Origin of the sequence: Glycomyces paridis (assembly GCF_004912155.1) — a bacterium.
Taxonomy (GTDB): Bacteria; Actinomycetota; Actinomycetes; order Mycobacteriales; family Micromonosporaceae; genus Glycomyces; species Glycomyces paridis.
In genome coordinates, this window is record NZ_STGX01000007.1 from 99116 (window position 1) to 122866 (window position 23751).

The window sequence follows — 23751 nt, forward strand, 5'->3', positions numbered from 1 at the left end:
CCCGGACAGCTCAAGGCCGTGGTCGGCCGCTCCTCGCGCACCTTCGGGCGCCTGACGGCCGGCTCGCGGGTCCTGCCGGGCCTGCTCGTCTGCGGCGGGCAGCGATGCGGCACGACCTCCCTGTACCGGGCGCTGGCGCAGCACCCGGCGGTGCTGAAGCCGGTGTTCCACAAGGGCGTCCACTACTTCGACACGAACTACGGGCGCGGGCCCTCGTGGTACCGGGGGCACTTCCCGACGCAGGCGGGGGCGCGGCGCATCGCCGACCACACCGGCCTGGCGCCGGTGGCCTTCGAGTCGAGCCCGTACTACCTGTACCACCCGCTGGCGGCCGAGCGGTTCGCGCGCGACCTGCCGGGCGTCAAGGTGATCGTGCTCGTGCGCGACCCGGTGGAGCGGGCGTGGTCGCACCACGCGCACGAGGTGGCGCGCGGCTTCGAGCCGATAGCCGACTTCGAGGAGGCCGTGGCGGCCGAGGCCTCCCGGCTGGAGGGCGTCGAGGAGCGGCTGCGCTCCGATCCAGGGCACTACAGCTTCGACCACCAGCACCACGCGTACACCGCGCGCGGGCAGTACGCGGACTTCCTTGAGCCCCTTGCCGAGCGGGTGGGGCGCGACCGGGTGCTGGTGCTCGACTCCGGCGAGTTCTTCACCAGGCCCGAGGACGCCTTCGAGCGCGTCCTGCGGTTCCTGGGGCTGCCGTGGCTCGGCGAGTTCGCGTTCGCGCGCCACAACGCCCGTGGACGGCCCTCGCCGATGTCGGATTCGCTGCGGGAGCTGCTGACCGATCACTACGGGCCCTATGACGAGCGCTTGGCGGACTGGCTCGGGAGCGTGCCGAGTTGGCGTCGCTTACCGCGTCGGCGGCGCCCGCCGACCAGGGCGAGGAGAGCCGGGACGAGCTGCGCGGCACCGCCCGCGGCGGGCTCGCGAACCTGGTCGGGGCGGCGGTCTCGGGCATCGGGGGCCTGGCGGTCACCTGGCTCGCGGCCGTGGCGCTCTCGCCGGCCGAGGCCGGCGCGTTCTTCGCGGCGACCTCGGTGTTCCTGCTGGCCGGGTCGATCGCGCGCCTGGGCACGCCCACCGGGCTGGTGTACTGGGTCGCGCGCCTGCACCGCAACGGCCGCGACGGCGCGATCGGCTCGGTCCTGCGCCTGGGCCTGTGGCCCGCGGCGGCCGCGTCGATGGCAACGGCCCTCGTGCTGCTGCTGGTCGCGCCGATGTTCGCGCGCCCGGACCTGGTGCGGCTCATCGCGCTGTTCCTGCCCGCATCGGTCGCCATGGAGGCGCTGCTGGCGGCGACGCGCGGCTACCGGCTCATGGGGCCCTCGGTCCTCATCGACAAGCTCGGGCGCACCGTGGCCCAGCTCGTCGGGCTCGGTGTGATCGCGTTGGCGGGCACGGCGACCGCGCTGCACATCACGTTCGCGTGGGTGCTGCCGTACCTGCCTGCGGCCTTCGCCGCGGCATGGTACCTGCACCGGCGCTACCGGGCCTCGCGCCCGGAGGCGGGCTTCCCCGACCGGGTCTCGGCCCGCGCGTTCTGGGGTTTCACCGCACCGCGCGCCGCGGCCGGGGTGGCGCAGCTGGGGCTCCAGCGCCTCGACATCATCATGGTCGCGGCCCTGGCCGGGCTCGGCCCGGCCGCGGTGTACACCGTCGCGACCCGGTTCGTGATCGTCGGTCAGATGGCCTCGGGCGCGGTCGGCCAGTCGGTGCAGCCGCGCGCGGCCGCGGCGATGGCCGTGGGCGACCCGGGCGCGGCCCGGCCGCTCTACCAGGCCTCGACGGCGTGGATCGTGTCGCTGACGTGGCCGGTCTACCTCGGCGTGGGGCTCCTCGCGGACTGGTACCTGCGGCTGTTCGGCGGCGAGTACGCCACCGACGAGGCGCGGATGGTGGTGTGGATCCTGGTGCCCGCCATGATGTTCTCCTCGGCGTGCGGCGTGGTCGACTCGATGCTGTCGATGGCGGGGAAGACCTCGTGGCAGCTCATCGACGTCCTGATCTCACTGGTCGTCAACGTCGGGCTCAATCTGGCCCTCATCCCCACGATGGGGGTAGTCGGCGCGGCGATCGCGTGGTCGGCCGCCGTTCTGGTCAATAATTTGGTTCCACTCGCGCAATTGTGGCGTACGTACGGCTTGCACCCCTTCGGGGCGTTGACGAGGCGGGCGCTGCTCGCGGCGGGCCTCGGTTTCGGGGCCGTGCCCCTGGCGGCGGCGCCGCTCGGCCCGCTGTGGACGTCGGCCGCGCTGGCGGCCGCGGGCCTCGCGTGGGCGGTGGCGCTCCTGCGGTATCGGAGGAGCATCTGACTCGCCGATCTTGAGGGGAACTTCGTGGCCAGCAACTACACCGAGGTCTTCAGGGACCCGACCGCGGTAGAGAAGTACGCCGAGCGCACCTACGCGCCGGGGACGTTCTCGTCGATCGTCTCCAACCGGCAGGCGGGCTGGCTGCGCGGCTTCGTGCCCAACGCCTTCGTCAGGCCGCCGACGCACCACGACTTCGCGTGCGGCACCGGGCGCGTCTCCCGGATGCTCGCCGGGCTCGTGGCCGTCTCGCACGGCTACGACACCTCCGAGGCCATGCTCCGCAAGGGCAGGGAGCTCGGCACGCCCGGCCACGCGCACCTCGTCGACCCCGGGCTGGCCCTGCCGGCGACCGACCCGGGCCGCCCCGCGCTCGTGACCGCGTTCCGGTTCGTCCTCAACGTCGACCTGCACCTGCGCGACCAGCTCATGGACTTCGCGTCCATGGCCCTGCCGGACGCCGACGCGGGCCTGCTCCTGGTGGAGAACCACGGCAACGCCTCCTCGCTGCGCCATCTGCGCAAGACCTTCGGGCGCCTGGACACCTCCACCTGGTTCCAGGAGCTCTCCCACGAGGAGATGCGGGACCTGTTCGCCCGCCACGGCTTCGAACTCGTCGGCATGCAGGGCTTCACCCTCTTCACCCAGGGCTGCTACCGCGCCCCCTGGGGCTGGCTCTCCAAGGCCGCCGACGGCGCCCTGGCCTCCCCGATGTCCAAGTGGGCCACCGACGTCGTCTACATCGCCCGCCGCCGCTGACCGGTCAGGTCAGGCCGAGGATCCGGCGCAGCACGAGTTCGATCCGCATCATCTGGAGGCCGTCGACCACGCCGACCCGTTTGACGAACCGCTGCGTCGAGACGGTCCGGAGGTGCTCGCACTGGGCGTAGCTCGTGACCGGCAGGACCGCTTCGAGCTCCACGTGGGTCGGGTAGTCCTTGCGGGTCCGCGAGATCGGGACGACCACCGGTATCCCGAAGCGGGCCATGTCGTCGCGCGAGACGATGACGGCGGGTCGGCGGTGTCCCTGCTCATGGCCGATCGGGTCGCCGAAGTCGCAGAGGTAGATGTCGCCGCGGTTCAAAAGAGGTCGCTCCAGTCCTCGGGTTCGAGTTCGTCGCGGATCGTCCCCGACAGCCGCTCGCTCTCGCGGCGGAGGTCGTCGCGGGCGTCGGCCGAGCCCATGACCGCTCGCGCCCTCGCCCAGAACTCCTCTTCCTCGGCGACGTCGATGGCGCGCTCCACGGCGCCGGCCATCGTCAGGTGACGGTGCTCGGCGAGCTTCGCGATGCGATCGCGAAGCTCGACCGGCACCTTGATGGTGGTCATCGCATTCATATCGCGAGTATACCAAACGGCATACCTTGACGACTACCTTCGCGAGCGCACGGCCTCGGCGAACAGGCGGCACACTTCGGGGACGCCGACGCGGAGGTAGCGGCTCGCGAGGCGGCGGGGTTCGGAGCACATGCGGAAGAGCCATTCGGTGCCGGTGCGCTGCATCCATTTCGGGGCGCGTCGGCGGTAGCCGGCGATGAAGTCGACGCTCGCGCCGCAGCCGAGGAACCAGGCGGTGGGGGCGGCGGGGCGCAGGCGGGACATGACGCGTTCCTGCTTGGGGAAGCCGAGGCCGACGTAGACGAGGTCGGGGGCGGCGGCGGTGACGCGGTCGACCAGGGCGCTCCATTGGGAGGCGTCGCGGTCGAAGCCCATGGGGGGGCACCAGGCGCCGACGACCTTGAGGCCGGGGTAGCGCGATTCAAGGACTTCGGCGGCGCGCTCGGTGGGGCGGGCGGCGCCGTCGGGTGTGCCGCCCAGGAGCGCGACGCGCAGGCCGCGTTCGGAGGCGGCGGCCGAGAGGCTCCAGACGAGGTCCGAGCCCGCGACGCGCGCGGGCAGGGGGTCGCCGGCGAGGCGGGAGGCCCACACCAGCGGGGCCCCGTCGGCGACCACAAGGTCGGCCTCCAGGACGAGTGCACGGAGGTCGGGGTCGCGGCGCACGGCCGCGGCGATGTCGACGTTCGGGGTGACGATGGCGCCGCCTCGCCCCGATTCGAGCGCGTCCACGACGCGCCGCACCGCCTCGGCTTCGGTGACCGGGTCGATGCCGATGCCGCCCAAGCGCACCCGGCCCCGGGGTGGCGACGGCGGCGGGGTGTGCGCGCCGTCTGCACGGCTCGTGCGCGAAGGGCCCAAGCGCTCCATGCCAACAGACGCTAGAGGCCGGCGCGCGTTTTTCCGGGAATTTTCACCGCAGGGCGTGTCCCCGACCCCACCCCGGGTCGTTATAGGAGCATCGGGGGCTCCCGCGGGCAGCCGCGGCCCCTCCCGCGCACCGCGCCACCCCAGGGGCGCGGCGGCGCTCGCGCACGGCAGCGCGTTCGAACGACAGTGCAAGGGTGAGCGAGGAAACCAGTGAGCGTCAAGATCGCCGACACGGCCGAACGGTCCGAGAACCCCGTCAAGGTGGTCTTCATCGGAGGACTCGGCCGCAGCGGCACGACGCTCCTGGAGCGGCTGCTCGGGCAGCTGCCGGGCGTGGTCCCCCTCGGCGAGATCACCCACCTGTGGGAGCGGGACCTGGTGGGCAACGAGATGTGCGCGTGCGGCGCCACGTTCTCCCACTGCGAGTTCTGGCAGCGGATCGGGCAGCGGGCCTTCGGGTCCTGGGACGAGGTCGACCTGGAGCGGCTCAACGCCCTCAAGGCGACCGTCGACCGGACCCGGCACATCCCCGCGCTCGCCTCCAAGAAGCTCGCCCCCGCCCAGCACCAGCTGGTCACCGAGTACGCCGAGTACTTCGAGAAGATCTACACCGCCGCCGCCAAGGACACCCGCGCCAACGTCGTGGTCGACTCCTCCAAGCACGCCTCGCTCGCCTACTGCCTGCGCTGGTCGCCGAAGATCGACCTGCGGGTCCTGCACGTCGTGCGCGACTCGCGCGGCGTCGCCTACTCGTGGACGAAGCAGGTGCGCCGCCCCGAGTCGCCCACCGGCGACCAGATGACCCGCTACTCCCCCGCCAAGGCCGCGCTGCTGTGGAACGCGCAGAACGCCGCGTTCAGCCTGCTCGCCCGCCGCGGCGTCCCGGTGCGGCGCGTGCGCTACGAGCGGGTCATCCAGCGCCCGCGCAAGGTCATCGCCTCCCTCGCGCGCTTCTGCGGCCTCGACCTGGCCGACTCCGACCTCAACTTCCTCGGCGACGGCTGGGCCGACCTCGGCCCCAGCCACTCCGCCGCCGGGAACCCGATGCGGTTCACCGTGGGCCGCATCCCCATCCGGCCCGACGAGGCCTGGACCGAGGACCTGCCCGACGGCACCCGCCGGATGGTCTCGACCCTGACCCGCCCCCTGCTCGGGCGCTACGGCTACCTCGCCGAGGACGAGGCCGTCGCCGACGAGCCCGCGCGAGAAGAGGTGAGCGCCCGTGACTGACTGGCCCTCGATCGGCGTCGTCATCCCCACCCACGACCGCCCCCAGCAGGTCCGCGCCGCACTGCGGTCGGTCCTGACGCAGTTCTACCCCGGCGCCGTCGAGGTCGTCGTGGTCTTCGACCGCGCCAAGCCCGAGGAGGCGCTCGCCTCCGACGGGAAGCGACCGGTGACGGTGGTCAAGAACGACCGCACCCCCGGGCTCGCCGGGGCCCGCAATACCGGGATCACCGCCCTCGACACCGATCTGGTGGCGTTCCTCGACGACGACGACGAATGGCTCCCCGGCAAGCTCACCGCGCAGGTCACGGCGCTGGGCACCGAGGCCGAGCTGTGCACCACCGCGATCGAGGTCGACTACCGGGGGCGGCGCAACCCGCGCCTGGCGCAGCGCACCAGCGTCCGCCACGTCGACCTGCTCAGGTCGCGGATGATGATGCTCCACTCCTCGACGTTCCTGTTCCGCCGCTCGGCCCTCCTCGGCGGGCTCGGGCTCGTCGCCGAGGACGCGCCCGGCAGCCAGAACGAGGACTGGGACATGCTCCTGCGGGCCTCGCGGCGCCGCCCCATCGCGCACGTCGACGTGCCGTACGCCCTTGTCAACTGGGCCGGTTCGCACTTCGAGACCCGCTGGGACACCAAGATCTCCTCGCTGCGGTGGATTCTCGACCGCCACCCCGAGATCCACGGCAGCCCCGAGGGCGCCGCGCGGGTCTACGGGCAGATCGCGTGCTGGCACGCGGCGATCGGCGACCGCAAGGAGGCCCTGCGGTGGGCCCTGCGCGCCACCAGGGCGAACCCGGGCGAGCCGCGCGCGGCCGTCGCCGCGGCCGCGGCGGCCGGGATCGTCGGCGTCCCGGCGGTCATGGCGGCCCTGCACCGCCGCGGCCGCGGCATCTGACCTCTCAGCGCCAATTCTTCAGTCCATGGGAGGCGGCATATCTGGGGAATTCCATCCCCGTGCACGGCAATCGCATCTCAGTATCCTTGAGCGCGTCGATGATATTGCAGGCGTTGGTCTCCGTAAGCTTTCCGTCGCTGCACTCGCGTGCCAGCAGCCAGACTGTTCCATGCACCGTGACGCCATGCCTTCGCGCCACCCGAACCGCATCCCGATCATCGACGACGGCAGTCGCCTGAAACTCTTCAGCTATCGCGAACACGCTGGCCTCACCGATGTTCCTTCCGGAATCGGTGACGCCGACGCGTCGCATCCAGTCAGAGAATCGCAGCAACCGCGCCGGATCGTCGAGGGTGAGGACCTCGATCCATTCCAGATCGAGCACGTCGTGCAGGTGCGGATGGATCGAGCCCCCATGCATGATCTCTTCTCTCACTGCGCTCGTGGTGGCGCAGCGTCGTGGAGACATGAGGTCGCCGAGCACGTCGAGACGGTCGGCTCGAGCGAAATGTATGAGCGGGGTGGCATCGAAAACCAACTCGGGCATAGTTCCCGCATCCATTCGAGTCACGGCTCGACGTCGTCCTCTTCATGATCGAAGTCGGGGAGCTCATGCTCTTTGATATGCCCGCGCATCATCTCGACGGCACGCGCTTTGGTGATGAGCCCTTCGCGATACGACCCCATGATCCCCTTTGCCACGGACGGAGGAACCCGGACCTTCTCTAGATCCGGCTGCGGCGACCACCCGAGGGCGTCCATGAAATCAGCGCGGGTCGGCGTCTCTCGGCGCCATCGACGTACTTCGCGCTCATCAAGCACACCTGTCAACCCCGCCTGCAACACCGCCAGCGACCAAGAGACCTTGTACTCGGCCGCCAGCTTCACCAGAGCCGAGCGGCGCAGGATCCCGTCAGGCACTGCAACCGCGGCCCCAGGCAGGAGGAACTCTGAGGCGAATGCCTCGATGACGGCTTCGCGTTCATTCTTCGATGCGTGGACGCCGATATCGCTCGCGTACTCGTCGCCCAGCACGATATGCCCGAGCTCATGTGCGGCGGTGGTCCTGCGGCGGTTGAAATCAGACCTGACGTCGACGACCGATACCGCGACCTCGCCGTCGTGTACTGCCGCACCATCGTGAAATCCGTCCTTCGGGTCGTTCAGCGGCTCGACTGCGAAGAGCAACCCTGCGCTCTCTCCCACGGTCATCAAACTGCCGGTGGGCCCAATTCCCAGGTCGAGTCGGTCTCGAAGCCATTGCGCAGCGATCCGCGCGTCCGAGGACTGTTTCACCGCCCCTGGATACTGCAGTACCGTTCTGACGCACAACTGGCGAATATCGATGAGCTGGCGAACATCCCGCAACCACGAGAAGAGGACGGTGTCAGCCCGATACCCAGCCGACTCGGCCACACCGACCTCTTCGGTCTCCAGACCGTTCCGGCGCGAAACCACCAGAGGTGGGTCCTGCAACAACCTGTCGATGGGCACCTGGAGGGATGCACCGATCCGAGCGAGCTCCATCGCGTCCATGCGCCGAGTACCCGCTTCGATCTTCACGATCATCGTTCGGTCTAGCCGGGTTTTGGCGCCCAATTCTTCCTGGGAGAATCCAGCCGCCAGCCGTGCCTGTTTGACGCGATTGCCGATCTCGCTCCACACACTTTCGACTGCCATAGTGCGATAATCGCACATCATTGCAAGACTGTGTTGAGCAACACTCCGATCGATGCAGAAGTTTTACCTGAATGATTCACTGAACCATGACCTAGCGTGAGTATCCAGTCACTCGATTCGTCCCATGCTCGCCCGACTCGGGTTGCTCTCGTTCGGCTTGCCGACCAGAACCTCGGACACCCACCCAATGCTCCTGGATCGCAACTAGTGCACCTCGTGTTCACCGCTTGTCCGCCCTTTATTCACGGCTTATCGGGGCCTTAACCTCTGCGCGCCTACGGTTCTCCACATGCCGCCGGAACCGGCGGCGCATCCGCTGAGGAGGACCCGTTGAGTCTCGCGCTCGCACTCGCCCTGCCCGTCGACCTGTTCGCGATCACCGTGCTCGCGTGCGCGATCTACTACCGGCGCCACCACCGCACCGACCTCGCGCTCGCCTACGTGGCGCTGAACGTCGGCGTCTTCGCCGTCTCGGCGCTCATGCTCTCGCAGCAGGTGAGCCTGGGCCTGGCGTTCGGGCTGTTCGGGGTGCTGTCGATCCTGCGGCTGCGCTCCGACCAGATCTCCCAGCGCGACGTCGGCTACTACTTCACGGCGCTCGCGCTGGGGCTCATCAACGGGATCGGGGCGTCCAAGCCCGCCGTCATGATCGGGCTGAGCGTGCTCCTGGTCGCGACGATGTACGTGGCCGACCATCCGCGCCTGGCGAACCGGTCGCGGCACCGGATCGTCGTCCTCGACACCGTCCACCGCGACGAGTCCCGGCTGCACGCCGACCTGGAACACCGCCTGGACGCGACGGTCCGCAAGTTCGAGGTGATCGACACCGACTACGTGCGCGAGACGATGACCGTGGACGTGCGGTTCCGGCCGCTGCCCGCCCCGGTCGGCCCCGCCGAGCGCACCGTGCCGCTGGCGAGGACGCGATGAGCGCCCTGGAGTACTTGCCGGGCGCCGGACTCGACGCGGTGGTCGCTTCGGCCGACCTCCAGACCAGAGTGGACACGAAGTACCTGCTGGAGCCCGAGGCCTACCGGCGGTTCCTCGGGTACCTCACGGCCGGGGGTGAGTGGGCCTGCCTCGACATCGGCGGCAGGCGCCGGTTCGCGTACGAGTCGGTGTACTTCGACACCCCCGACCTCCTGACGTACCGCCAGCACCGGCAGGGGCGGCGGCGCCGCTTCAAGGTCCGCACGCGGCTCTACGCCGACTCCGGCGAGTGCGCGTTCGAGGTCAAGGTCAAAGGGGCGCGGCAGGACACGGTCAAGGAGCGTCTGCCGTACGCCGCCGCCGACGCCGCACGCATCACCCCTGAGGCCGCCGGGCACCTGGCGTCGACGCTCTGGGAGGCGTACGGGATGGCGGTCCCGCCCGGCCTGGAGGCGCGGCTGCGCACCGACTACCGGCGGCACACGCTCGTGCATCTCGCTGCGGGCGTGCGCATCACGTGCGACGAGGACCTGCGGTGCGTCTCCGACCGGGGCACGGTCGTGGCACGGCCGATGTGCCTCGTGGAGGTCAAGGCGGCGAAGCCCGGCGGGTCGGCGGACCGTCTCCTGTGGGCGATCGGGCAGCGGCCGGTCTCGGTCTCGAAGTACTGCCTCGCGGTCGCGGTGCTCGCACCGGGCACCGGCGCGAACCCGTGGGCGCGGGCGCGGCGCGACTGCTTTCCCACGGGCGCTTGAGGATCGCGGTGGACCGGATGCCGGAACGGTGTCCGATTCGCCGGCTCGGAGGGGCGCACGGGTGCGGCGCAACGGATGCCGCGGTGCGGCGTCACCGGCGATGCGGCGGGCGCCGAGATTCCCGGAGCGGGCTCCTCGACCCGCTCCTAGCCGAGTCCGAGCCTGATGAGGGCGCCCGTCCCACCGGGGCCCTGGCCGAACACGAGCTGCCCGCCCGAAGCGGCGGCGGCGCGGCGGGCGATGTCCAGGCCCAGGCCGGTGGAGCCGCCTTCGCTGCGGCCCCTGGCGAACACGGCGAGGTTCGGCAGGCCCGGCCCTTCGTCGGCGACCTCCACAGTGGCCCCGCCTTCGTAGCGGGGCGTCAGCCGCACCTCGAACGGCGTGCCGTCCGGGGTGTGCGCGAAGACGTTGGCGAGCAGCGAGTCCATCGCAGCGGCCAGGTCCGGGGCCGAGAGCCGCACCGGCAGCGGGCCGGGCGCGAGCCGCACCCGGCACTCGCGGGCGGTGTCCTCGGCGAGGGCCGACCAGAACTCGACGCGCTCGGCCACCACCGCGGCGGCGTCGCAGGACCCCGCGCCCGCGGGGTTGCGCGCGTCCCGGATCGCGGCGTTCACGGCCCGCTCGACCTCGCCCACCGCCTGCTCGATCGTCTCGCGCTCGGTCGGGTCCGACAGCGCCTCGGTCTCCAGTCGCAGCACCGTCAGCGGCGTGCGCAGGCGGTGCGAGAGGTCGGCGACGCGCTCGCGCTCGCCCTCGAGGAGCTCGCGGATGCGGTCGGCGAGCGTGTTGAGCGCCGTGCCGACGTTGCGGACCTCGGCGGGCCCGGCCGCGTCGGCGCGGGCGGCGAGGTCGCCTTCGGCGAGCCGGTGCGAGACGGCGGCGAGGTCGTTGAGCGGCACCAGCAGCCGTCCGGCGAAGAGCGTGGCGACGGTGAGACCGAACGTCAACAGCGCCAAGGCGATAGCTCCCAGCAGGAGCCAGGAACGCGCGACGCCATCGGTGAGCCGCTCGTCGGAGACGTGGATGCGCACCACGGCGTTCCCGTCCGGAAGCCCGATGCCGTAGAGGATCTCGCGGCCGGTGGACGTCGCGGCGGTCAGCGAGCGCCCGTGCGAGGCGAGCTCGACCGCGTCCGAGCGCGGCGCGTCGACGCCGGTGACGGTGCCGTCGGGCCAGAACACGGTGACGGGGTGGGACGCCTGGGCGTTGTAGGTCTGCACGGCCGTCTCCGTGCGCGCCACGTCCCCTGAGCTGACGATCGGCGTGAGGAACGTGCCCTCCTGCTCGGCCGCGGCGATGGCCTCCTGCGCGGCGCTGTTGCGCAGCAGGATCGCCAGGGGGATCGAGAAGGCCAGCAGGATGAGCGCGGCGGTCGCGCCGACCAGGAGCGTCAACCGGGCCCTCATCGCGCCTCCCCGCTCGGGTCGACGAGCTTGACGCCGACGCCGCGAACGGTGTGCAGGAACCGCGGGGCCTGCGCGGTCTCGCCGAGCTTGCGCCGCAGCCACGCGAGGTGCACGTCCACGGTCTTGTCGGCCCCGCCGAACGGCAGGTCCCATACGTCGGTGAGCAGGCGCCGCTTGGCGACGACCTCGCCCGCGCGGGCCGCGAGGTAGTGCAGCAGGTCGAACTCCTTGGGGCTCAGGTCGAGCGGTCGCCCTTCGAGGTGCGCCGAACGGCCGCGCGGGTCGATCCGCAAGGGCCCCACCGTCACCGCCGGGTCGGCGGGCGCGCCGCCGGTGCGGCGCAGGACCGCCTGTATCCGAGCGTCGAGCTGCTTGGCGGTGAAGGGCTTGACCACGTAGTCGTCGGCGCCCGAACCGAGGACGCGCACGATCTCGTCCTCGTCGTCGCGGGCGGTCGCCACGATCACCGGCACGTCCGAGACGCCCCGCAGCATCCGCAGCATCTGCGAGCCGTCGAGGTCGGGCAGGCCGAGGTCGAGCACGACCAGGTCGGGACGGTGGTCGACGGCCGCGCGCAGGCCCGTCATCGCGTCGGGCGCCGAGGACACCTGGTGGCCCAGGTCCCGCAGCGAGCGCATCAGGGCGGAGCGGACGCGCTCGTCGTCCTCGATCAGCAGCAGTTGGGCCATGGCCGGAACTCTATGCGGCCGAGGGCCTCCGAATCCACTCCCGGAGCCCCGTCGGAGAAGGCTTAGAGCGCCCTTATCGCGGCCTTAACCACCGGTCCGGCACTCTGGTGGCATGGAACGCAGATGGGCAGTGGCGGGATGGGCGGGAGCCGCGGCGGTGGCCGTGGCCGCGGGGATCGGCGCGGTGGCGCTGGCGCAGAGCGGCAGCCTCGACCCGCCGACCGAACCGATGTCCGAGGAGAGCGTGCTCTCCGCGCTCGCCGAGGCCGAGTCCTCAACGCCCGCACCGCAGGACGACGCGGCCGCCGAGTCCACGCCGCCCGCCTCCCCCGAGCCGACGGGGCAGTTGGAGTCCGCGCCGAGCGCGGGCGCCGAGACCGGCGAGGAGGTCTTCGGCGGCGACGGGGGCACCTTCCTCGCCTCGTGCGAGGGCTCGCGGGTGCGCATCGAGTGGTGGGCGCCCGCGCAGGGCTGGAAGGTGAGCAATGTGGACACCGCCCCGGGCGAGGACGCCGAGATCGAGTTCGAGAGCGAGTCCGACGAGGAGGAGTACTCCGTCATGTGCGTCGGCGGCGTCCCGCAGCTCGGCTCCGCCGGAGACGACGCCACGGATGACGACGGCGACGACGGCTGACGGGAACGCGAAGGGCCCCGGAACCGCGCGGTTCCGGGGCCCTGAGTCGTCCGTGCCGAAGGGCTAGCCCTTCTTGCGGAGCTCCTCTTCGTTCTTGTGCAGGTCGTCCAGGCCGCCGCACATGAAGAACGCCTGCTCGGGGAAGTGGTCGTACTCCCCTTCGGCGATCTTCTTGAAGGCCTCGACGGTCTCCTTGACGGGGACGAACGAACCTTCGACGCCGGTGAACTGCTTCGCCGCGAAGGTGTTCTGCGACAGGAAGCGCTCGATGCGGCGCGCGCGGCCCACGACGAGACGGTCCTCTTCCGAGAGCTCGTCCATGCCGAGGATCGCGATGATGTCCTGAAGCTCGTTGTACTTCTGGAGGATCTGCTTCACCGTGGAGGCCACCGCGTAGTGCTCGGCGCCCACGACCTCGGGCTCCAGGATGCGGGAGTTCGAGGCCAGCGGGTCGATCGCGGGGTAGATGCCCTTGTCGGAGATCTTCCGCTCCAGGTTCGTCGTCGCGTCCAAGTGCGTGAACGCGGTGAACGGCGCCGGGTCGGTGTAGTCGTCCGCGGGGACGTACACGGCCTGCATCGAGGTGATGGCCTTGCCGCGCAGCGAGGTGATGCGCTCCTGGAGCTCACCCATCTCGTCGGCGAGGGTCGGCTGGTAGCCCACGGCCGAGGGCATGCGGCCCAGCAGCGCGGAGGTCTCCGAACCGGCCTGCGTGAACCGGAAGATGTTGTCGATGAAGAGCAGCACCTCCTGGTTCTTCACGTCGCGGAAGTACTCGGCCATCGTCAGGGCCGACAGGGCGACGCGGAGGCGCACCCCCGGCGGCTCGTCCATCTGGCCGTAGACCAGCGAGGTCTTCTCCAGCACACCGGCCTCGTCCATCTCGGCGATGAGGTCGTTGCCCTCACGGGTGCGCTCGCCGACGCCGGCGAACACGGAGGACCCGCCGAAGTTCTGGGCCACGCGGATGATCATCTCCTGGATGAGCACCGTCTTGCCCACGCCGGCGCCGCCGAACAGGCCGATCTTGCCGCCCTTGACGTACGGCGCGAGCAGGTCGATGGCCTTGATGCCGGTCTCCAGCATCTCGGTCTTCGGCTCCAGCTGCGCGAACGCCGGGGCGTGGCGGTGGATCTCCCAGTGGTCGTCGGCCTGGAGCTCCTCGCCCTCGGGGAGGTTGAGGCAGTCGCCGAGGACGTTGAAGACCTTGCCCTTGATGCCGTCGCCGACCGGCACCTTGATCTGCGAGCCGGTGTCGGTGACCTCGGCGCCGCGGACCAGGCCGTCGGTCGGGGCCATGCAGATGCCGCGGATCTGGTTGTCGCCCAGGTGCTGGGCCACTTCCAGGGTCAGCGTCTTGGGTTCGGCCCCGTAGGTCACGTCAACGTGGAGTGCGTTGAAGATCGGCGGGATGGCGTTTCGCGGGAACTCGACGTCGACGACCGGCCCGATGACCCGTACGACGCGCCCCACTCCTTGAGTGTCAGTCATCGTTACTCTCTTCCTGCGGCGGAAAGGGCACTGGCCCCGCCCACGATTTCGCTGATCTCCTGCGTGATCGCCGCCTGCCGCGCCGCGTTCGCGCTCCGCCGCAGGGTCTTGATCAATTCATCGGCATTGTCGGTCGCGGCCTTCATGGCCCGACGCTTCGACGCCAACTCGCTGGCGGCCGCATCGATCAGGGCCGCGTAGATGCGAGTCGTCAAGTACTTCGGCAGCAGCGCGTCGAGGAGCGCCTCCGGGTTCGGCTCGAACTCGTAGTCCGGGAGCAGCACGTGCTCTTCGAGCTCGTGCTCCTCCACCTCCTCGACTTCGAGAGGCGCCAATTGCCGCGGCTCAGGGGTCTGCGTCAGCAGCGAGACGAACTTGGTGTGCACGATGTGCAGCTCGTCCACCCCCAGGATACCGTCCGCTCCCGCGCCGTCGTCCTCGTCGTCCGCGCCGGACATGAACGCCGCGAGCAGCGTCCGGGTGATCTCCTGCGCGTCCGAGACCTTCGGGAGCTGGGAGAACCCGGTCCACGACTGCTCGATCGGGCGGCGGCGGAAGTTGTAGTAGTCAACCCCCCTGCGACCCGTGACGTACAGGACCGGCACCTTGCCCTCTTCGGCGAGGCGCGACACGAGCTGCTCGGCGGTGCGGATGGCGTTGGCGTTGTAGCCGCCGCACATCCCCTTGTCCGCCGTCACGACCAGGACCCCGGCGCGGCGCACCCGCGCGCGCGGCTGGAGCAGCGGGTGGTTGATCGACGCGTTCGACGCCAGGGAGGTCATCACGCTGGTCATGGCGCGGGCGTACGGCAGCGACGCCGCCACCCGCTCCTGAGCCTTGGCGATGCGGCTGGTCGCGACCAGCTCCTGCGCCTTGGTGATCTTCCGGATGGACTGGGTCGACTTCAGCCGCTTCCGCAAACTACGAAGCTGCGCTGACATGGCTAACCCCTCTTGACGCGCTTGACGGTCTCGACATCCACGTCGCCTTCGAGGGCGTCTTCAGCGGTGTCGGTCACGTGCAGGTCGTCCGCAGTGGCCTTGAACATCTTCTTGAACTTGGCGGCGGCGCGCTTGAGGGTGTCCTCGATGTCGCCGGCGACCTTGTCCTTGCCCGCGGTGAGCTGGGCGACGACGTCCTTGTGGTTGGCCCGCATGTAGGTGAGGAACTCCGACTCGAAGCGGCGCACCTCGCCCACGGGGATGTCGTCGAGCTCGCCGGCGGTGCCGGCCCAGATCGAGATGGTCTCCTCGCCCATCGGGAGCGGCTCGGCCACACCCTGCTTGAGCAGTTCGACCATCCGAAGACCGCGGTCCAGCTGCGCGCGGGACGCGGCGTCCAGGTCCGACGCGAAGGCCGCGAAGGCCTCCAGGTCGCGGTACTGGGCGAGGTCCAGGCGGAGCGAGCCGGCCACCGAGCGCATGCCCTTGGTCTGCGCGGCGCCGCCCACACGGGAGACGGAGGTGCCGACGTTGATCGCCGGGCGCACACCGGAGTTGAACAGGCCCTCTTCGAGGTAGACCTGGCCGTCGGTGATCGAGATGACGTTGGTCGGGATGAACTGCGAGATGTCGCCGGCCTTGGTCTCGATGATCGGCAGACCCGTCATCGAACCGCCGCCGAGCTCCTGGGAGAGCTTCGCGCAGCGTTCGAGCAGACGCGAGTGCAGGTAGAACACGTCGCCGGGGAACGCCTCGCGGCCCGGGGGGCGACGCAGCAGCAGCGACACGGTGCGGTAGGCCTCGGCCTGCTTCGACAGGTCGTCGAAGACGATGAGGACGTGCTTGCCGCCGTACATCCAGTGCTGGCCGATGGCCGAACCGGTGTAGGGGGCGAGGTACTTCAGGCCCGCGGGCTCGTCGGCGTTGGCCGCGACGATGGTCGTGTACTCCATCGCGCCGTGGGCTTCGAGCATGCCCTTGATGCCCGCGACGGTGGAGCCCTTCTGGCCGACCGCGACGTAGATGCAGCGCAGCTGCTTGTTCGGGTCGCCGGACTCCCAGTTCGCGCGCTGGTTGATGATCGTGTCGATCGCGACCTGCGTCTTGCCGGTCTTGCGGTCGCCGATGATGAGCTGGCGCTGGCCGCGGCCGATGGGGGTCATCGCGTCGATGGCCTTGATGCCGGTCTCGACGGGCTCGAACACCGACTGGCGGTTGATGACGTTGGGGGCCTGGGCCTCCAGCTCACGCTCACCTTCGGCCTCGATCTCGCCGAGGTCGTCGATGGGGTTGCCGAGCGCGTCGACCACGCGGCCGAGGAACTTGTCGCCGACAGGCACCGAGAGGACCTTGCCGGTCCGCTTGACACTCTGGCCCTCGCCGACCTTGACCGGGTCGCCCAGGAGGACGGCGCCGATCTCGCGGACGTCGAGGTTCAGGGCCAGGCCCATCACGCCGCCCTCGAACTCGAGGAGCTCGTTGGCCATGACGGAGGGGAGGCCTTCGACGACGGCGATGCCGTCGCCGGCGGAGGTGACGACACCGACCTCTTCGCGGGTGATCTCCGGCCGGTAAGACGAGACGTAGGCGTCGAGCGCACTGCGGATCTCGTCAGAGGAGATGGTCAATTCAGCCATCTGAACGTTTACCTTTCTGTTGTTACCGGCTGGATCAGCGTCCGGCCAAGGCTTGGCGGGCTTCGTCGAGGCGGCGCGAGACGGAGCCGTCCCACAGGTCCGAGCCCACTTGCACTCGGATGCCCCCGACGATCACGGGGTCGACGGTGACCTTGAGCGCCACCGGGCGGCCGTAGACCAGGCTGAGCTTCGCCCCGAGCTGACGCTCGCCGGACTCGTCCAGCGGCCTCGCCACGGTCACGTAGGCCACGGCCTCGTCGCGGGCCGCGGCGGCGGCCTCGACCAGGTGGGCCAGCGACGCGTGGAAGCTGCGCCCGCCGATGCCGTAGCACGCGGCGGCCGCCAACTGTACCGTCACCGGCTCGGCCTTGCCGTCGAGCAGGCGCTCGACCAGCACGGCCCGTGACTTCGGGTCGGTGCCCGAGGCGCCGAGGACCGAGGACAGCTCGGCGTCGCCGTCGACGAGCCGCCCGAAGCGGAACAGCTCGTCCTCGACGTTCGCCAGCGTGCCGTCCTGGGCGGCGGCGAGCAGCAGCGCCTTCACGGCGAGCTGCTCGGTGCCGTCGACCAGTTCGGACGGGCTGCCCCAGCGGCCCCGCACCAGCGTGGCCACCACGTCGGTGGTGGCCGCGCCCACCTGGCCCGCGAGGAGCCCGCGGATGAGGCCCTCCCGGTCGTCCGCCGCGCGGGCGGGGTCGGACAGGGCGCGACGCAGCCGAGGCTGGTCGACGAGGAACCGCGTCACGTCCAGCAGCTGTTCGCCGCACTCGGTGAGCTGCTCGGCCGAGGTGCCGGAGGCCGAGGCCTCCAGCACGGCCCGGCCGGCCTCGATGCTCTCGCGTCCAGTCGTCGACATCAGCGCGCTCCGCTCGTCTCGGCGGTCTCGTCCGCGACCTGGGCCAGGAACTGGTCCACGGTCGCGGTCGTGTCGGCGTCGCCGGCGAGGCGCTGCCCGATGATCTTCTCGGACAGGTCGACGGCGAGGGTGCCGATCTCGCTGCGCAGCTCGCGGACGAGCTGCTGGCGAGACGCCTCGACCTGGGCGTGGCCGGCCGCGATCACGCGGTTGGCCTCTTCGCGGGCGGAGACGAGGATCTCCTCCTTGGCGGCCACCGCGTCGGCACGGGCCTCGTCGCGGATCGCGGCGGCCTCCTCCTGCGCGGTGGCGAGCTTGCGGCGGTACTCCTCGAGCGTCTGATTGGCCTCTTCTTGAGCCCGCTCAGCACGTTCGATGCCGCCTTCGATCGCGTCGACCCGTTCCTCGAACGTCTTCTCCATGCGGGGGAAGACGAACTTGATGAGGACGAAGCAGAGCAGACCGAAGGCGATGGCGCCGACCAGCATCTCCTGCCAGATCGGGAAGAGGATCCCGGCGCCTCCTTCGGCGGCGTGAATCATGATGACTCCCTTGAAGGGTTGTTAGTTAGCGCCGCCGAGGGCGAAGGCGAGAACGAGGCCGAACAGCGCCAGAACCTCGACGAGGGCGAAGCCCATGAAGAGCATCGGGCGGGTGATGCCGGCCGACTCGGGCTGACGCGCGGTGGCGGTGATCCACGCGGCGAAAATGAGGGCAACACCGATACCGGGGCCGATCGCGGCGAGGCCGTAACCGATGACGTTGACGGAGCCTTCCATCTGGTTTTCTCCTAGGTGTCAGCGTGGCGTGACCGTCACGCGCACGATGTTGTTCAATTGCGAAATCTGTGGGTGGGGGTGGAAGTTTCGGGGAGCTCTAGTGCTCTTCCGCGAGGGACCCCTGGATGTACATGCCCGTCAGCAGCGTGAAGACGTACGCCTGGAGCAGGATGACGATGAGCTCGAAGAGCGTCATCGCGATGCCCATGCCGAACGAGAAGATCGACAGGCCCTGGATGAGGAAGTTGCTGGAGTTCAGCATCTCGAACCCGCCGAGGATGAACACCAGCAGGATGAGGTGGCCGGCGAACATGTTCGCGAAGAGCCGCAGGGCGAGGGTGACCGGCCGCAGGATGATGTTCTGCAGGATCTCGATCGGGATGAGCAGGGGGTAGATGAACATCGGCGCGCCGGGCGGCACGACGGTGATCTTCAGCCACTTGGCCAGGCCGTGCTGCTTGATGCCGACCCAGACGTAGATGATCCAGGAGAGGATCGCCAGCATCGCCGGGAACGCGATGTGCGCGTTCGGCGAGATCTGGATGCCGGGCACGACGGCCCAGAAGTTCATGAGGACGATGAACAGGAACAGGGTCGCGAGGTACGGGGCGAACTTGACGCCGTCCTTCTTGCCCATCAGGTCGATGGCGACGGTGTTCCGGATGAAGCCGTAGGCGGACTCGGCCAGCCACTGCTTCTTGGTGGGGACGACCTGGGGCTTGCGGTAGGCCCACAGGAAGAAGACGATGAGGATCGCGACCGTCAGCCACACGCCGAGGGTGATGGTGGTGAACATGTGGGCGAGCGCGGTCCCGGTGAGCCCGGAGAACCAGTCGGCAAAGTCAAAGCTGTGGATACCGGGCGGGAAGTGGGACTCCCCTTCGGCCAGCACGATGGCTGAGTCGGTCACGCGAGCCACGCCTCTCAGTCAGTGTCGGTCAAAAAACTACGGCGACATCTGCTTGATGAGCAGGTACATTCCTGCTGCAGCACCGACAAGCATCCCTACCAGGAGCCCGACTCTGGGCAGATCGAGCCACAGGTCGACGAGGAATCCGGCACCGCCCCAAAAGACGATTCCGGAAATGAGGTACCCCAGCGCACGCCAGCCCATATCCGAACCGTCAGGTTGCGGTTTGTGGTCAGGGGGGTGTTTGTCGGCCATGTCGAGCTGAACTCTAACAGCTACTACACAGGAACTGCCCAGCGGGTTCGCTGAGACGAGAGGCATCGGTGCGTAATTGTCAACCTCCATGAAACACCGCGTGTCGCATCGGAAGCGGGCGTCGAGAACGCGTCAGGACGGCTGGTCGAGCTCGATGTAGGGGATCTTCGCCTTGTATGCCCAGACAGCCTGGGTCGCGAGCCACGCGACCGCTCCGCCGACGATCCCGTAGGCGAAGGGGAGCAAGGCGTTCGGAGCGGTCGCCTGGACCGTCCACAATGCAATGAACGCGAGCATGAGCTTGATTGCGTATGTGATCAAGGCCATAGGCAAAGTGAGACGCAGGTCAACCTTCTCGGCTGCCGCGACCGCTTGCACCGACCCGGCGAAGCCCAAGGCAGCCAACGCTACTCCTGCGGGGGCACCCCAGGCGCCCGGCCCTCCCGCGGTGATCCACCCGAGGATCGCCGCGATCACCGCGACGATTCCGGCGACGGCGAAGCACGGCTTCAGGAAGCCCCTCGCGGCCCTCACGACGGGCCTTCCAACGCGGTCGCGACGGGCTTGAGCGCGTCTTCGAGCTGGTCGGCGATCCGGGCGTAGACGGTCTGGCCCATCCCCCACGGGTCGGCGAGGTCGACGTCCTCGTAGTCGCCGCGGCGCTCGTAGGCGAGGGCGACGAGGGCCTTGCCGCGGACGGCGGCGTCGCCGTCGGGGAGCACGGCCGGGTCGAGGTCGGCGGCGATGCGTCCGAGGGTGCGCACGAGGAAGGTCTTGGGGAGGGCCTCGGGGAAGCGCTCGGCGACGTATTCGAGGTGGCCGGTGGTGGCGACGAGGAGGAGGTCGCTGGACTCAACGTGGGCGCGCGTGAGGTGGCGCGCGTGGTGGCCTTCGCCGTCGTAGCCGCGCGCGCGTAGTTCGCCGACGGAGTTGGGCTGCATGTTCTCGCCTTCGTGGAAGGCGGAGATCCCCGCGCCGTGGTTGAGCACGTCGTCGCCGGTGAGGCCGTCGAGGATGCGCTCGGACATGGGCGACCGGCAGATGTTGCCGGTGCACACGTGGAGTACGGCGAAGGGCGCGGTCACGCGGTGGTCTCCTCGTCGGCGGGCGGCGCCGCGTCCGGGACTGCCTCGGCTTCGGCCGATTCCTCCTCGGCCGTCTCAGCCTCGGCGACCTCAGGCTCCTCGCCGGGGCCGCGGCCGTCGCGGTCGAGGGTCTCGGGGACGATCTTGCGGATCTGCTCGAGGCTCAGGGCGCCTTCGCGGAGGATCTGCGGGGGGTGGGCGACGCAGTCGACGATGGTCGAGGGGAGGTTGTCCTCACTCGCGCCGGCTTCGAGGTAGACCGAGACGTCGGACCCGAGCTGCGCCTTGGCGTCGGCGGCGGTCTCGGCCGGGGGCAGGCCGTGCTTGTTGGCCGAGGAGACGGCCATCGGGCCGGTCTCCTTGAGCAGTTCGAGCGCGAGGGGGTGCAGGGGCATGCGCACCGCGACGGTGCCGTCGGTGTCGCCCAGGTCCCACGCGAGCGAGGGCGCGTAGGGCACGACCACGGTGAGCGGGCCGGGCCAGAAGGCCTCGATGAGCTCGGTGGCGGAGGCGGGGACGTCGGAGGCGATGCCGTCGAGGGCCCGCTTCGATCCGATGAGCACCGGCGGCGCCATGTCGCGCCCGCGGCCCTTGGCGGCGAGCAGCGCCTTGACGGCGGCGTGGTTGAACGCGTCGCAGCCGATGCCGTAGACGGTGTCCGTGGGGATGACGACGAGCCTGCCGCCGCTCACCGCCCTGGCTGCCGACTTTAGCCCGGTCGCGCGGTCCTTGATCTTCCTGGCGTTGAATAGCCTCACGGCGCCAAGCCTAGCCTTCCGGTCGCGAACCTCGGCCGCCCGGCGAGGTCGTCGTGGTCCTCGACCGCTGTGAATCCGGTGACGCGCAGGATCTCGGGGGCGACGGTGCCGTGGGTGTCGTCGTGCTCGAAGCCGAACCAGCCGCCGGGCCCGAGCCAGCGTGCGGCGCGGACGGCGAGCGGCTGGATGACCGCGAGTCCGGCTTCGGCGGCGTAGACGGCGCCGCGGGGGTCGAAGTCGACCTCGGGGGCCACTTCGATGTCGAAGGGGACGTAGGGCGGGTTCGCGGTGACGAGGTCGACGCGTCCGTCGAGTTCGTTCAGGGTGGAGGCGGCGACGGCGTCGGCGAGGACGGGGACCGCTCCGGTGCCTTCGAGGTTCGATTCGAGCCATTCGAAGGCGTCGGGGTCGGCTTCGACGGCCCAGACGCGGGCGTCGGGGCGCTCGGTGGCGACGGCGTGGGCGATCGCGCCCGAGCCCGAGCAGGCGTCGACGACGGTGCCGCCTTCGGGGAGGTGTTCGAGGGCCCAGTCCACGAGGAGTTCGGTCTCGGGCCGGGGCACGAACACGCCGGGGCCGACGGCGAGTTCGCCGTAGCGGAAGGCGGCGGAGCCGGTGAGGTGCTGGAGCGGTTCGCGGGTGGCGCGGCGGGCGATGAGCGCGTCGAACTCCGCCAGTTGCGCCGCGGTCGGGTCGTCGGCGATGAGGAGGCGGGCGCGGGTGAGCCCGGAGACGTGGGCGGCGAGCAGTTCGGCGTCGTTGCGCGGCGAGTGGACGCCCGTCGCCGCGAGTCGCTTCGCGGCGGCGGCGATCGCCTCGGTCCAGGTCATTCGGCCCCGCGGGCCATGCGCTCGGCGCGGTCGGCGGCGGCGAGGGCGTCGAGGACCTCGTCCAGGGCGCCGTCCATGACCTGGTCGAGGTTGTAGGCGGTGAAGCCGACGCGGTGGTCGGTGAGGCGGTTCTGCGGGAAGTTGTAGGTGCGGATGCGCTCGGAGCGGTCGGCGGTGCGCACCTGCGAGAGGCGGGCGGCCCCGGCCGCGGCGGCGGCCTCCTCCTGCTGCTTGGCGAGGAGGCGGGCGCGCAGGACCTTGATCGCGGCCTCCTTGTTCTGGAGCTGGCTCTTCTCGTTCTGGCTGGTGACGACGACGCCCGTGGGGACGTGGGTGAGGCGCACCGCGGAGTCGGTGGTGTTGACCGACTGGCCGCCGGGGCCGGAGGAGCGGTAAACGTCCACGCGGACGTCGTTCATGTTCAGCTCGAAGTCGACCTCTTCGGCCTCGGGCATGACGACGACGGCGGCGGCGGAGGTGTGGACGCGGCCCTGGGACTCGGTGACGGGCACGCGCTGGACGCGGTGGACGCCGCCCTCGAACTTCATGCGCGACCACACGCCGTTGCCGCCCTCGGGGGTGCCCTTGGTGCGCACGGCGATCGAGGAGTCCTTGATGCCGCCGAGGTCGGTGGGGACCATTTCGAGGGTCTCCACGGCGTAGCCCTGGCGCTCGAAGTACCGCAGGTACATGCGCATGAGGTCGCCGGCGAACAGGCCGGACTCCTCGCCGCCGGCGCCGGCCTTGATCTCGATGATCACGTCCTTGGCGTCGTCGGGGTCGCGCGGGACGAGCAGCTCGGCGAGCTTCTCCTCCAGGACGGGGATGCGCTGGCGCAGGCCCTCGGCCTCGGCGGCGAAGTCCGAGTCCTCCTTGGCGAGCTCCTCGGCGGTCTCCAGGTCGTCCTTGGCCGCCTCGATGTCCTCGGCGGTCTTGGCGATCGGGGACAGCTCGGCGTAGCGGCGGCCGACCCGCCGGGCCTGCGCCGGGTCGGCGTGCAGGGCGGGGTCGCCCATCTGGACTTCGAGGTCCTTGTACTCGGCGAGCAGCGAGGCCAGGCGGTTGTCGGCGGCGGTCGTCATGTGCGTTCCCTAGAAAGCGGCGAATCGACGGATGAAAAAGCGGCGCCCGTGTCGAATGACACGAACGCCGCTGAGCACGGCTACTTGCCGGCCTGGGCCTTCTCCTGCGTCTTGGCGTAGCGGGCCTTGAACTTGGCCACGCGACCGCCGGTGTCGAGGATGCGCTGCTTGCCGGTGTAGAACGGGTGGCACTTGTTGCAGGTCGCAGCCTGGATCTTGCCACTGGTCACCGTCGAACGGGTGGTGAAGGCGTTCCCGCAGGAACAGGTCACCTCGGTGACGACGTATTCAGGGTGGATCCCGTCTTTCATGACTTCCCTTTCTCTGGGTCGCCGGGTCGGCTGCGTGCAGCCGTGAACCGGAACCGCGTCGGACCCCCCGGGAGGGG

At 70.1% G+C, this 23751-nt stretch carries 28 protein-coding genes and 1 pseudogene; 8 read left to right on the forward strand and 21 right to left on the reverse strand.

The genetic code is table 11. The features are described from left to right. Nucleotides 1-18: 18 nt before the first annotated feature. The 3 genes and pseudogenes from E9998_RS26260 to E9998_RS10965 form a co-directional block, all read left to right on the forward strand. A pseudogene (locus E9998_RS26260) lies at nt 19-690 on the forward strand (sulfotransferase domain-containing protein); the annotation flags it as partial. 152 nt (nt 691-842) lie between these two features. Beyond that, the gene (locus E9998_RS26265; protein ID WP_136529745.1) at nt 843-2315 is read left to right on the forward strand and encodes an MATE family efflux transporter; all 1473 of its coding nucleotides are present in this window, start codon (nt 843-845) and stop codon (nt 2313-2315) included. Nucleotides 2316-2339: 24 nt separating this feature from the next. Next, the gene (locus E9998_RS10965; RefSeq protein WP_136529746.1) at nt 2340-3071 is read left to right on the forward strand and encodes a class I SAM-dependent methyltransferase; all 732 of its coding nucleotides are present in this window, start codon (nt 2340-2342) and stop codon (nt 3069-3071) included. Nucleotides 3072-3075: 4 nt separating this feature from the next. On the opposite strand, the gene E9998_RS25290 is transcribed toward E9998_RS10965, so the two are convergent. From E9998_RS25290 to E9998_RS10975, 3 genes are read right to left on the reverse strand one after another with little or no spacing between them, the layout of a single operon-like run. Beyond that, nucleotides 3076-3396, reverse strand: a complete 321-nt coding sequence (locus E9998_RS25290; protein WP_158299777.1) for a type II toxin-antitoxin system PemK/MazF family toxin — start codon at nt 3394-3396, stop codon at nt 3076-3078. Further along, complete coding sequence (locus tag E9998_RS25295) at nt 3393-3650, reverse strand: hypothetical protein (RefSeq protein ID WP_158299778.1); 258 nt, start codon at nt 3648-3650, stop codon at nt 3393-3395. Before E9998_RS25295 ends, E9998_RS25290 begins: the two co-directional genes overlap by 4 nt. Nucleotides 3651-3683: 33 nt before the next feature. Beyond that, nucleotides 3684-4517, reverse strand: a complete 834-nt coding sequence (locus E9998_RS10975) for a WecB/TagA/CpsF family glycosyltransferase (protein WP_192907080.1) — start codon at nt 4515-4517, stop codon at nt 3684-3686. Nucleotides 4518-4727: 210 nt separating this feature from the next. On the opposite strand from E9998_RS10975, the gene E9998_RS10980 reads away from it, so the two are divergent. Both E9998_RS10980 and E9998_RS10985 read left to right on the forward strand, forming a co-directional pair. Continuing rightward, a complete protein-coding gene (locus E9998_RS10980) occupies nt 4728-5747 on the forward strand; it encodes a sulfotransferase (RefSeq protein ID WP_240037566.1) in 1020 nt (339 codons plus the stop codon). Continuing rightward, the gene (locus tag E9998_RS10985; protein ID WP_136529748.1) at nt 5740-6645 is read left to right on the forward strand and encodes a glycosyltransferase family 2 protein; all 906 of its coding nucleotides are present in this window, start codon (nt 5740-5742) and stop codon (nt 6643-6645) included. The genes E9998_RS10980 and E9998_RS10985 overlap by 8 nt, the downstream gene beginning before the upstream one ends. Before the next feature lie 4 nt (nt 6646-6649). Here the strand turns inward: E9998_RS10985 and E9998_RS10990 are convergent, their stop codons facing one another. Beyond that, a complete protein-coding gene (locus E9998_RS10990) occupies nt 6650-7192 on the reverse strand; it encodes a PIN domain-containing protein (RefSeq protein WP_136529749.1) in 543 nt (180 codons plus the stop codon). A gap of 20 nt (nt 7193-7212) precedes the next feature. Then, on the reverse strand, nt 7213-8325 hold the full coding sequence (locus E9998_RS10995; protein ID WP_136529750.1) for a helix-turn-helix domain-containing protein: 1113 nt from the start codon (nt 8323-8325) through the stop codon (nt 7213-7215). A gap of 330 nt (nt 8326-8655) precedes the next feature. Here E9998_RS10995 and E9998_RS11000 point away from each other — a divergent pair, with 330 nt between their 5' ends. Both E9998_RS11000 and E9998_RS11005 read left to right on the forward strand, forming a co-directional pair. Beyond that, nucleotides 8656-9255 carry a DUF4956 domain-containing protein gene (locus tag E9998_RS11000; RefSeq protein WP_136529751.1) on the forward strand — a complete coding sequence of 200 codons (600 nt, stop codon included), beginning with the start codon at nt 8656-8658 and terminating at the stop codon, nt 9253-9255. Then, entirely contained in the window at nt 9252-10010 is a 759-nt protein-coding gene (locus E9998_RS11005) for a polyphosphate polymerase domain-containing protein (protein ID WP_136529752.1), read from the forward strand. The genes E9998_RS11000 and E9998_RS11005 overlap by 4 nt, the downstream gene beginning before the upstream one ends. Before the next feature lie 146 nt (nt 10011-10156). On the opposite strand, the gene E9998_RS11010 is transcribed toward E9998_RS11005, so the two are convergent. Next, the gene (locus E9998_RS11010) at nt 10157-11416 is read right to left on the reverse strand and encodes a HAMP domain-containing sensor histidine kinase (RefSeq protein WP_136529753.1); all 1260 of its coding nucleotides are present in this window, start codon (nt 11414-11416) and stop codon (nt 10157-10159) included. Beyond that, nucleotides 11413-12105, reverse strand: coding sequence for a response regulator transcription factor (locus E9998_RS11015; RefSeq protein WP_136529754.1), 693 nt, complete (start codon nt 12103-12105; stop codon nt 11413-11415). The genes E9998_RS11010 and E9998_RS11015 overlap by 4 nt, the downstream gene beginning before the upstream one ends. A 112-nt stretch (nt 12106-12217) precedes the next feature. Here E9998_RS11015 and E9998_RS11020 point away from each other — a divergent pair, with 112 nt between their 5' ends. Beyond that, complete coding sequence (locus E9998_RS11020; protein ID WP_136529755.1) at nt 12218-12739, forward strand: septum formation initiator; 522 nt, start codon at nt 12218-12220, stop codon at nt 12737-12739. A gap of 63 nt (nt 12740-12802) precedes the next feature. On the opposite strand, the gene atpD is transcribed toward E9998_RS11020, so the two are convergent. The 14 genes from atpD to rpmE all read right to left on the reverse strand — a co-directional run bounded on the left by atpD (nt 12803) and on the right by rpmE (nt 23674). Next, entirely contained in the window at nt 12803-14230 is a 1428-nt protein-coding gene (atpD, locus tag E9998_RS11025) for a F0F1 ATP synthase subunit beta (protein WP_136529756.1), read from the reverse strand. A 2-nt stretch (nt 14231-14232) separates the two neighbouring features. Further along, nucleotides 14233-15171 carry a F0F1 ATP synthase subunit gamma gene (locus tag E9998_RS11030; protein WP_136529757.1) on the reverse strand — a complete coding sequence of 313 codons (939 nt, stop codon included), beginning with the start codon at nt 15169-15171 and terminating at the stop codon, nt 14233-14235. Nucleotides 15172-15173: 2 nt separating this feature from the next. Further along, nucleotides 15174-16808: a F0F1 ATP synthase subunit alpha gene (atpA, locus tag E9998_RS11035; RefSeq protein ID WP_136529758.1), complete on the reverse strand. Its 1635-nt coding sequence runs from the start codon at nt 16806-16808 to the stop codon at nt 15174-15176. Nucleotides 16809-16842: 34 nt separating this feature from the next. Further along, the gene (locus E9998_RS11040) at nt 16843-17667 is read right to left on the reverse strand and encodes a F0F1 ATP synthase subunit delta (RefSeq protein WP_420842428.1); all 825 of its coding nucleotides are present in this window, start codon (nt 17665-17667) and stop codon (nt 16843-16845) included. Further along, complete coding sequence (locus tag E9998_RS11045; protein WP_420842429.1) at nt 17664-18209, reverse strand: F0F1 ATP synthase subunit B; 546 nt, start codon at nt 18207-18209, stop codon at nt 17664-17666. Before E9998_RS11045 ends, E9998_RS11040 begins: the two co-directional genes overlap by 4 nt. An 18-nt stretch (nt 18210-18227) precedes the next feature. Beyond that, nucleotides 18228-18443, reverse strand: a complete 216-nt coding sequence (locus tag E9998_RS11050; protein WP_136529761.1) for an ATP synthase subunit c family protein — start codon at nt 18441-18443, stop codon at nt 18228-18230. Nucleotides 18444-18540: 97 nt separating this feature from the next. After that, nucleotides 18541-19353 (reverse strand): F0F1 ATP synthase subunit A, encoded by an 813-nt coding sequence (gene atpB, locus E9998_RS11055; protein WP_136529762.1) that lies wholly within the window; start codon nt 19351-19353, stop codon nt 18541-18543. Nucleotides 19354-19389: 36 nt separating this feature from the next. Further along, complete coding sequence (locus E9998_RS11060; protein ID WP_136529763.1) at nt 19390-19608, reverse strand: AtpZ/AtpI family protein; 219 nt, start codon at nt 19606-19608, stop codon at nt 19390-19392. A gap of 132 nt (nt 19609-19740) precedes the next feature. Then, entirely contained in the window at nt 19741-19929 is a 189-nt protein-coding gene (locus E9998_RS11065) for a hypothetical protein (protein ID WP_136529764.1), read from the reverse strand. A 209-nt stretch (nt 19930-20138) separates the two neighbouring features. Then, nucleotides 20139-20693 (reverse strand): arsenate reductase/protein-tyrosine-phosphatase family protein, encoded by a 555-nt coding sequence (locus E9998_RS11070; RefSeq protein WP_240037567.1) that lies wholly within the window; start codon nt 20691-20693, stop codon nt 20139-20141. Further along, complete coding sequence (locus tag E9998_RS11075; protein WP_136529765.1) at nt 20690-21451, reverse strand: L-threonylcarbamoyladenylate synthase; 762 nt, start codon at nt 21449-21451, stop codon at nt 20690-20692. The genes E9998_RS11070 and E9998_RS11075 overlap by 4 nt, the downstream gene beginning before the upstream one ends. Beyond that, nucleotides 21448-22281, reverse strand: coding sequence for a peptide chain release factor N(5)-glutamine methyltransferase (gene prmC / locus E9998_RS11080; RefSeq protein ID WP_136529766.1), 834 nt, complete (start codon nt 22279-22281; stop codon nt 21448-21450). The genes E9998_RS11075 and prmC overlap by 4 nt, the downstream gene beginning before the upstream one ends. Then, on the reverse strand, nt 22278-23363 hold the full coding sequence (gene prfA / locus E9998_RS11085; protein WP_136529767.1) for a peptide chain release factor 1: 1086 nt from the start codon (nt 23361-23363) through the stop codon (nt 22278-22280). Before prfA ends, prmC begins: the two co-directional genes overlap by 4 nt. A gap of 80 nt (nt 23364-23443) precedes the next feature. Continuing rightward, entirely contained in the window at nt 23444-23674 is a 231-nt protein-coding gene (rpmE, locus tag E9998_RS11090; protein WP_030157650.1) for a 50S ribosomal protein L31, read from the reverse strand. Between the last annotated feature and the right edge of the window lie 77 nt (nt 23675-23751).